The organism is Streptomyces sp. NPDC001093 (assembly GCF_040298985.1).
In the GTDB taxonomy this organism is placed as follows: domain Bacteria; phylum Actinomycetota; class Actinomycetes; order Streptomycetales; family Streptomycetaceae; genus Streptomyces.
Map to the genome: position 1 here is coordinate 1 of NZ_JBEPBF010000223.1, position 8,951 is coordinate 8,951.

General features: G+C 70.9%; 7 protein-coding genes and 1 pseudogene. 4 read left to right on the plus strand and 4 right to left on the minus strand.

From position 1 onward, the window contains the following. Positions 1-1,402: pseudogene (locus ABT288_RS48230) on the minus strand (helix-turn-helix transcriptional regulator); the annotation flags it as partial. Between the two features lie 323 nt (positions 1,403-1,725). Further along, on the minus strand, positions 1,726-2,985 hold the full coding sequence (locus ABT288_RS48235) for a PP2C family protein-serine/threonine phosphatase (protein ID WP_351622966.1): 1,260 nt from the start codon (positions 2,983-2,985) through the stop codon (positions 1,726-1,728). Positions 2,986-3,191: 206 nt separating this feature from the next. Here ABT288_RS48235 and ABT288_RS48240 point away from each other — a divergent pair, with 206 nt between their 5' ends. Together ABT288_RS48240 and ABT288_RS48245 are read left to right on the plus strand one after the other, a co-directional pair. Then, positions 3,192-3,833: a carbonic anhydrase gene (locus tag ABT288_RS48240; RefSeq protein ID WP_351622969.1), complete on the plus strand. Its 642-nt coding sequence runs from the start codon at positions 3,192-3,194 to the stop codon at positions 3,831-3,833. Between the two features lie 246 nt (positions 3,834-4,079). After that, the gene (locus ABT288_RS48245; RefSeq protein WP_351622972.1) at positions 4,080-4,553 is read left to right on the plus strand and encodes an ATP-binding protein; all 474 of its coding nucleotides are present in this window, start codon (positions 4,080-4,082) and stop codon (positions 4,551-4,553) included. Between the two features lie 733 nt (positions 4,554-5,286). On the opposite strand, the gene ABT288_RS48250 is transcribed toward ABT288_RS48245, so the two are convergent. Next, positions 5,287-5,856, minus strand: a complete 570-nt coding sequence (locus tag ABT288_RS48250; protein WP_351622975.1) for a PepSY domain-containing protein — start codon at positions 5,854-5,856, stop codon at positions 5,287-5,289. 136 nt (positions 5,857-5,992) lie between these two features. Here ABT288_RS48250 and ABT288_RS48255 point away from each other — a divergent pair, with 136 nt between their 5' ends. Together ABT288_RS48255 and ABT288_RS48260 are read left to right on the plus strand one after the other, a co-directional pair. Continuing rightward, on the plus strand, positions 5,993-6,670 hold the full coding sequence (locus ABT288_RS48255; protein WP_351622977.1) for a response regulator transcription factor: 678 nt from the start codon (positions 5,993-5,995) through the stop codon (positions 6,668-6,670). Positions 6,671-6,731: 61 nt separating this feature from the next. Then, a complete protein-coding gene (locus ABT288_RS48260) occupies positions 6,732-8,102 on the plus strand; it encodes an ATP-binding protein (RefSeq protein WP_351622980.1) in 1,371 nt (456 codons plus the stop codon). Between the two features lie 112 nt (positions 8,103-8,214). On the opposite strand, the gene ABT288_RS48265 is transcribed toward ABT288_RS48260, so the two are convergent. Beyond that, positions 8,215-8,424, minus strand: a complete 210-nt coding sequence (locus tag ABT288_RS48265) for a hypothetical protein (protein WP_351622982.1) — start codon at positions 8,422-8,424, stop codon at positions 8,215-8,217. Positions 8,425-8,951 lie beyond the last annotated feature (527 nt).

An 8,951-nucleotide genomic window follows, 5' to 3' on the forward strand; every position in this document is an offset into this window, starting at 1 on the left:
TTCGGGTTGCCGGTGAGGTGGTGGGGCCGTTCAGCCCGACGGTGAGCCCGTTGGCGGCCGCGGCGAACGACATGTTGATGTCGATCGCGACCAGGTACCGGCGCGTGCACTCCTCATCGGTCAGCGGCCGGCACCGGTCGTAGGGCTCCTCCATCAGCATCTCGGCAGCAGTGCGCAGGTGTTGCCGGGCGAACTTCCCTTTCAGAATGGGGTGTTCGTCGGGACCTCGCACTCCACCACGTCGTACACGGCGGTGAGCGCGTCCGTGTTGAAAGCCTGCTTGAACTCGCCGGTGACCGGGTCCTTCTCCGCACGGGTCGGCGGGCGCAGCGCGGTCATCAGTTCCAGGCCGGTGACTGCCGCGGTGCCGCGCGGCGTCATCACCCTCTCCGCACAGGCGCCCAGGTACCGGGCCAGGTCCGCCGGGTGCATCGTCGGCAGCTGCGGGTTGGCCTTGTTGTCCCACTCCCGTGCGTCCAGGGCGTTCCAGGCCGGGATGCACAGCTGGACGCAGTTGCGCTTGGAGCGCTCGGCCGGGCGGTAGATCCGCGCCCACGGCCCGAAACCGCGCTGGGTCAGCTTCCAGTCGGCCTTCGCGAGCTGCTTGACCACCTTGTGGCCGTCCGCGAGCCGTCCGGCGCGCCGCTCCTCCTCCGACAGGGCGACGGGCAGGCCGTAGCGCTCCAGCGCAGCCGAGGTGAGGACCAGGACCGGGTCGGCGTCGCGGCCGTTGCGGTGCAGCCGCGCCTGCCCGAGCCTGGCCTCGGCCAGCGTCCACTCGATCAGCGACGGCAGCGACTTGGCGGGCACGTCCAGTACGAGGCCGCCGACCCAGTACGCCAGGACCTGGCCGTCGTCGTCGACGTCGACCACGGCCAGCGGACCGTTCTCGAAACGCGGATCGGCAGCTGCGGCCGGGGCGGCCGGCTTCTTCGCCGCCTTCTTAGGGTCGGGGCGCCGCAGCGACGCTGACGGCCTGGTGTCGCCGGTCGGACGATGCGAGCCGGCCGCATCCGCCGGCGCCTCGCCTACTGGGTCTGTAGTCGCAGGCTCGGATCCCAGTTGCTCGGGTGCCTGGTCTGTCACAGGTTCCGGCGCGGCAGGGCCCGCGAACGTCTCCGTCTCCGATACCTCGGGCTCCGCGACGGGGCCGGGGAAGCGTTGCGAGTTTCTCCAGGAGGCGGGCGTAGGCGGCACGCTGCGGCGGGCGGGGGTCGGTCTTGCCCAGCTCCCAGTTCGCGACGGTCTCGCGGCGCGTCTCCAAAGCGCTGGCGATCTGGGTCTGGGTCAGCCCGGCGGCCTCCCGCAGGCGCCTGCGTTCGGCGGGCGCGGGCAGGTCATCTTGCGCGACCTGCTCCAGGAGCGCATCGACTGCGCTGAACAGCTCGTTCTCAGTGGGCACGCGGCTCACCTCCACGCCTCACCTACCTTGGGTTGCATGTCGGATTCCGCGTCGAACCGCTCGTTGGAATTCATGTGGATTACTTGTTTGCGGCCGGTAGCGAGGACCGACACCGCCTTCCCTGCGGACGGATGCTGACCTGCACGTTCAGCGCCAGTTCCTGGGATCAGGGGCCAGCCGAGGCCGCCCATCGGCAACTGCTGCATAACGGGCATCGTGACAAAGCCCTGCCGCTCTCGGCTGTGTTGACAGCGCGGACTGCCAAGACCGCCATGCGACCACACCAAGCCGGCTGCCTTTCCCCATGGCCGAACCGGGCCTTATCAGTACGGTCGGGTCGTCCGCTCCAGGCGGACCACGACGAGGGCAATGTCGTCGTCGGCGCCGCCGCCGAGGCCCAGGCGGGCCAGGAGGGCGTCGGCGAGGTGTTCCGCGCCGAACTCGGTGCAGGTGGCCAGCGTGGCGGTCAGGCGGGTCAGGCCGGCGTCGATGTCCTCACCACGGCGTTCGATCAGACCGTCGGTGTAGAGGACGAGGGTGTCGCCCGGGGTGTAGGTCTTGTTGGCCTGTGGGCGGGGAACGTGTTCGGGGCGGGCGCCCAGCGGCGGGTCGGTGGCCTGATCGAGCAGATCCCAGGAGCCGTCCGGGTGCAGCAGGACGGGCGGGGGGTGGCCGGCGCTGCTGTAGATGAGCAGGCGGCTGTGGCAGTCGACGAGGACCTGGACGGCCGTTGCGGCCAGGGCTCCCTCGGCCGAGCGGGCATACAGCCCCAGGACCTCAAGTGCCTGGGCGGGGCCGTGGACGGCGCGGGTGGCGGCGCTCAGCGCGCTGCGGAGCCTGCCCATCACCGTGGCCGCCATAAGCCCGTGGCCGACCACGTCACCGACCGCGACGACGAAGCGGTCCGCGGGCAGGTCCACCGCGTCGTACCAGTCACCGCACACGTTCAGTGATCCGGTCGCAGGGAGGTAGCGCACGGCGACGTCCGGGTGCCGGGCCAGGTCAGGAGTGTGGAGCATTGTTTCCTGCAGGGCGACGGCGATGCGCCGTTCACGGGCGTGCGCTTGGCGCAGTTCCTCGTTCAGCCGCTGCAGCTGCCGGGCCCGGGAGTACAGCTCGGCCTCCATCGCCGCTTCCCGGCCGGGGCTGACCGACGGCAGGTGCGCCGTGCGGCGGGCGCGGACGACGTCGGTCATGTCCTCGGACCGGTGGATGATCCAGGCGACATTTCCGTCCGGGCCGAGGACGGGCACGTTGATCGCGGTCCACCACCGCTCCTTGAACACCTCCGGGTTGCCGGGGACCGGGATGTCGTACTTCTGCAACGCCATGTGATCGGTCTGGCCCGAGGACAGGACACGGTGCAGTGAGGCCTTCAGTGTGTCCACCCCGTCGGCGTCCGGGTCGGCGGGGTTGTCCGGGAAGACCTCGAAAAGGTACTGCCCGAGCAGCTCGGCCCGGCTCCGTCCGGTCACCTCGCAAAACGCCCGGTTGGCAGCGGCGATCACCAGGTCCGTGCCGAGCACCAGGCACGGGCTCGGAAGGGCGGCGAACACCCCTGGGTAGTCAATCTCCGGTGTCACACGCAGTCCCTGCCAGCGGCTCCCTCTTCAATTTACGAAAGGTCCAGCTCCTGCGCCCGCCGGGCCTGCTCGTGGGCAGCGGGTTGTACGCCTGGCTCGCGGCGGGTGTCGTGGGGTGGTGTGTGACGGCATGGCGGGAAGAGACTGAAGGGGCTTACGCAGGGCCATGCGATGTGACGCCTGGCGTCGGCTCGTAGGCTGCAGCCATGACCGAGATCCAGAGCCCGACGCCCCGCGACGCCTTCGAGCTGCTGCTGGCCGGTAACCAGCGCTTCGTCGTGGGCACCCCCGAGCACCCGAACCAGGACGCCACCCGCCGCACCGAGATCGCACCCTCCCAGCAGCCCTTCGCCGTGCTGTTCGGCTGTTCCGACTCACGGCTGGCCGCCGAGATCATCTTCGACCGCGGCCTGGGCGACCTGTTCGTGGTGCGCACCGCGGGCCACGTCATGGGCACGGAGGTACTGGGCAGCATCGAGTTCGGTGTGGAGGTGCTGGGCTGCCCGCTGGTCGTGGTCCTCGGCCACGACTCGTGCGGCGCGGTCGGCGCCGCCTGCGCCGCGCTGGAGAACGGGCAGACCCCGGGCGGCTTCGTCCGGGACGTCGTCGAGCGGGTGACCCCGAGCGTTCTGGCTGCACGGGCCGCCGGACAGGTTGAGCCCGAGGAGGTCCTCGCCGAGCACATAAGGCACACCGTCGACCTGCTGCTGGACCGCTCCCGGGTCCTCGCCGAGAAGGTCGCCGCCGGCCAGGCCGCCGTGGTGGGCTTGCGCTACCGCCTGGCCGACGGCAGCGCGCAACTCGTCGCCGCCCGCGGCCTCGACGCAGCCATCCCCGCCGCATCCTGACCGTTCCTGGCAGTGGCTGCTCAAGGCACGGCGTCGATGCTGGTCACACGGTGGGCCGGGGGCCCCGCGGCGCGGCGGAGCCGGTTGGCGATCGCCAGTCCCAGCCCCTCCGGGAGGCACGCACCCCCCAGTGCAACGCGCCCAGGAGAGGTCACGCCGGACACACCCGCCCGCGCGACGCCTGATGTGAAGGTTCGGGGGTAAACGGGCCCAAGCGCGTTTGGGCACGGGGCGAGGCGGACCAGCATGGAACAGACAACAGACGGCGAGGACAGGCCCTCGCTGCTGGGGGAGGTCATCTCGGCGTCCGGGGCGTTCGAGGGCAGCGAGGACATCGCCGTCGCCCGCGATCTGGCCCGCACCTTCCTCACCGATGCGCAGGCCGTGCATGGGCTGCCGGTGTCCGGGCGAGCGATGGCCATGGTGCAGCTCGTGGTCAGCGAGCTGGTCACCAACGCCCGCAAGTACGCGCCCGGCCCCTGCCTGCTGACCCTGGAAGTCAACGGCGCCACGGTCGAAGTGACCGTCTGGGACAGCGACCCCACGCCCCCGGCCATCCTCGCCCCCGATCCAACCCGGATCGGCCAGCACGGGCTAGAGATCGTCATGGCAGTCGGCCAGAGCTTCGCCATCCACCGCGAACCGGTGGGCAAGCGTATCACCACAGCGATCGCGCTGGCCGACGACCCCGGCGGAGACGCTGCCGGCCGCCAGCTATGACAGCGTGAGACCGGAGCAGGCGGGTAGCCCTCCAGAGCCGGCCGGGGAAGGACCATGACGCCTGGGGAGGTCGAAAGGTCCTTCCCTGCCGACAGACACCACCGTCCTGACCACCGAGAGCGGCAGGACACCTTCCCAGCCCCGCAGACGCATCCCGGTGACGTGGTCACCACGGACCTGCAACCCGGCGATGGTGGTCTCAGCCCAGCCGGGCCCCTCGTCCCACGCCATGCCTCATCATCCACGCAACCTGGGTGAATACACCCCAACCGCTCCGAGTCGGACGCCGGAGACCTCCGGTGGGACCCTCAGCTCAGGACCGTGATCAATCTCACGCGCCAACGGCCGATGTTCCCCAAGGCCGGTGGAGTACTCGGCTCCCACCCGGCAACACCTCTGGCGCCCCGGCGGACCCTCGGCACCGGCGGCAGCGCCGACGCTGACTCCCTTCACCCGTCCTGACGTCCCAACCTGCGTTGCTGGGTCCGGGCTTTTCGTTCTGCTCGTCCTGGTGCCGCGCCCCGAGTGGATCCACCGCGACGCCGTCATCACAGACTGACGAGTCCCGATTCCAGGCACCTTCCTGAGCGGCGGCGACCTGCCGATCAACCGCGTCGGCTGCGGAGCCATGCGGGCTGGGTCGGCCCATGCCGTTACGCGCTCGCGGCGCCGAGGCGGTGCACCCTCGAGCCGAAGGTGGGCCGCGCCGCGCCCTCGGCTCGAGGCTGGGCCGTCAGCTCGCCGTGTCCGAGGTGGCCGGCGCGACGATGTTGCTGGTCACCGTGCCGGTGGCACCGTCGATGGTGACCAGGTGCCGGACGCCGTCGGTGCCCAGCACCTCGACCTCCCACGCGCTTCCGCCACCCTGCTCGCCGATCACGCGCAGCGCCTCCGTCTTGCCGTCGGAAACCGCCTTGCCGGCCGCCTCGATCGCCGCCGCGGCCGAAACCGTCGGCAGCGGCGCGGGCGCGAGACCGAGCCTGGAATCGTCGTTCCAGCCGCCGCGACCGCCTCGTGCCTGCCCGTATGCGCCCTGCCGGCCGTCGCCGCCCGACCACCTGTGCTCTGCCGCGAACTGGCCGTGGTCGCCCTTTTCACCGTGGCCGTGGTGGACGACCGCAGCGACGCCGGTCGCGGCCGCGACCGCCAGGAGAACCGCGACGCCGAGGACGGTCCCACGACGCCGGCTCACCCGGGGAAGGCGCGCCCGGAAGGTCTTGGCCGACTTGGCTGGCTTCGGCAGCGCGACCGGTGAGTCCGGCGTCGACTCGGGCTGCGGCTGCGGCGGTTCGGGTTGGGACATGCTCGGGCTCCTGCTCGCCTCGACCGGCCCGGTGCCGGCGGCTGCGATCAGCTTGGAATGCCGTTGCTGAAGCCAGGCTGAAGGTGGCTGAAGGCGTCTTCAGCCACCGCCCGTCCGGCGTGCGAGGCTGTATGCCGTGCGCGTACTGGTGGTCGAGGACGAGAAGCGGCTGGCCGCTGCTCTGCAGCGAGGTCTCAGGGCCGAGGGGTTCACCGTCGATGTCGCCCACGACGGGAACCAGGGACTGTGGCTCGCCCTGGAGCACAGCTACGACGTGGTCGTGCTCGACATCATGCTGCCCGGCCTCAACGGCTACCGGGTCTGCGCCAGACTGCGCTCGGCCGGGAGCGACACACCGATCCTGATGCTCACTGCCAAGGACGGGGAGTACGACGAGGCCGAGGCGCTGGACACCGGTGCCGACGACTTCCTGTCCAAGCCGTTCTCCTACGTCGTCCTGGTCGCCCGGCTCCGCGCGCTCCACCGTCGTACCGGCCACCGGGTCCCTCCGGCATTCCGGCTCGGTGACCTGGTGATCGATCCGGCCGGACACACCTGCGTCCGCGGTGGCACCGAAGTCCGGCTCACCGCACGGGAGTTCGCCATTCTGGAGTACCTGGCCGGCCGGGCCGGCGAGGTGGTGTCCAAGCGCGAAATCCTCGAACACGTCTGGGACTCGGCCTTCGAGGCGGACCCCAATCTCGTCGAGGTCCACGTCAGCGCCGTACGCCGCAAGATCGACACCGCCTTCGGGCGCTGCGCCCTGGAGACCGTCCGCGGCGCCGGCTACCGGCTGGCGGCCGACGGTGGCTAGAGGAATCGTCCCCCGCGCAGGCGAGATACCGGCAGCGATCCGGCGCCTGCGCTTCACCGCCGTGAGGCTCGTACGACACCCGTGGCCGGGATCGGTGCGGGCCCGGGCGACGCTCGGGGCGACCGCGGTCGTCGCTCTCGCACTGACCGCGGCCTCCTTCGCGCTGTTCGCCCTTCTGCACGCCGACCTCCAGCGCAACGCCAACGACGCAGCCACCGCGCAGGCAGACACCGTCGGTCAGCTGGCCGCCCAGGGCAAGCTGCCCGACCTGCTGCCTCTCTCCCACGGCGCCGACTTCATCCAGGTCGTCGACAGCAGTGGGCACGTGGTAGCCGCCAGCCAGAACCTCGTCGGCCGCCCGGCCGTCGCCGACCTGCGCCCCCATGAGGGCAGGCTGCGCGCCACCTGGTCCGGCGAACGATTCGGCGAACGACACCGCCAGCGGATCGTCGCCGTCACCGCCCAGACCCCTGGTGGCGCGGTCACCGTGTACGCGGGCACGTCGCTGCGGGACGCGGACGCGGCCGACGAGATCACCAAGGCCGCGCTGGGCATCGGCACACCGCTGCTGCTGGCCACGGTCGCCCTGGTCACCTGGTGGGTGACCGGCCGGGCCCTGCGTCCGGTGGAAGCCATCCGCTCCGAGGTCGCCGAGATCACCGGACACGCCCTGCACCGCCGCGTCCCGGTACCGGCCGCCCAGGACGAAGTCGCCCGCCTCGCCCGCACCATGAACGCCACCCTCGACCGCCTGGAGGACGCCGTCGTCCGCCAGCGCCGGTTCATCGCCGACGCCTCGCACGAACTGCGCAGCCCCATCACCGTCCTGCGCACCCAGTTGGAGGTCGCCCTCGCCCATCCGGATCCGGCCCTGTGGCCCGACCTGGTCAGCGACGCTCTGGAGGACATCGTCCGGCTCCAGGACCTCGCCTCCGACCTGCTGCTCCTCGCCCGTCTGGATGCGGCCGAGCCGGTCAGCCGCATCCCGCTGGACTTGGCCGAACTCTGCCGTACGACCGTTGCCGCGCGTCACGGTGACCGGCTCCCCATCGACACCAGGCTGCAACCCGGCCTCACCGTGGAGGGCAACCGCGGCTGGCTGATCAGACTCCTCACCAACCTCCTCGACAACGCCCAACGGTATGCCGATCGCCGCATCGAACTGGCGCTGCACACCGACCTGGACGCCGGCCTGGCCGTACTGGAGGTGACCGACGACGGACCCGGCATTCCCGATGCCGACCGTGAGCGGATCTTCGAGCGCTTCACCCGTCTGGACGACGCCCGCAGCCGGGACCTCGGCGGAGCCGGCCTCGGACTGGCCATCGCCCGCGACATCGCCCATCAGCACCACGGCACTCTCCGCATCGAACACCGCCCGTACGGCGCCGCCTTCGTCGCCCGCCTCCCGCTGTCGCCATCCGGGCCCTGAAGCGGACGCCCGGGTCCACGGCGATCGCCGCGTCCGCCCCACGGCTTCGAGTGCATCGCCGCCGTGACCGGACAGGCGCTCCAGTACGGGCCCAAAGCAGGGAAGTGATGATTCAGACGGTGTCCGGGTCGACGCCCTGCGCGCGGGCGAGAGCGAACAGAACCCTTTCAATCGTGTCCAGACGGTCGCTGATCGACCGCTCTCCCGGCGCGCCGACGGCGCTGGCGAGGGAATCGATGTTCCCGAACGCCGTGCGCTGCTGCTCACGGATCGTCGCCAGCTGCTCGCTGTGCTCCGCCAGCGTCCGGCCAGTGAGGAACATTTACGCCTCCAGGTCCCGCAGCCGCTCGTCGTGCGTCACCGTCTCATTCACCATGCCCACTAACCTGCCAGGCCCGCGCACCCCGATCAGCCGCCCTGCCGAACGAGCAGGACCGACGTGCTCAGGCACAAGGTCGGCGGACGGGCTGCGGGCATGCAGCGCCCGCAGCCGGCCTCGCTTCACCCTCGGAGAGCAGGCCAAGCCCGGCCCATCAGGCCGACACCAGGTGAAGCTCTTCCCGATCGGCCTCACACTGGAAACGCTCGCACGGCAGACGCGCTCGGTGTTCAGCTCTGGTCTCCGAGCCCTTCTGCCGGTCGGGCCCCAGCTCCGGCTCAAGACCGACTTCACCTGCGGCAGCCGGGCTGGTGCCGGCACGACGTGAGCCTCGTCGTCCTGGCGCTGGCCAGCGCGCACCACCCCCCACAACAATCAGTAGCGGCGGGGAGACACGGAAGCCGCGTCTCCCCGCTGTCTGACCTGCACACATATGGCTGCGGCCCGCGAACACATCGATGTGTTCGCGG

Excerpts from the sequence above, each read along its gene's own strand:
- ABT288_RS48240 (WP_351622969.1), top strand. The coding sequence starts at position 3,192 with ATGACCGAGATCCAGAGCCCGACGCCCCGCGACGCCTTCGAGCTGCTG.
- ABT288_RS48250 (WP_351622975.1), bottom strand. The coding sequence starts at position 5,856 with ATGTCCCAACCCGAACCGCCGCAGCCGCAGCCCGAGTCGACGCCGGAC.
- ABT288_RS48265 (WP_351622982.1), bottom strand. The coding sequence starts at position 8,424 with ATGTTCCTCACTGGCCGGACGCTGGCGGAGCACAGCGAGCAGCTGGCG.
- ABT288_RS48245 (WP_351622972.1), top strand. The coding sequence starts at position 4,080 with ATGGAACAGACAACAGACGGCGAGGACAGGCCCTCGCTGCTGGGGGAG.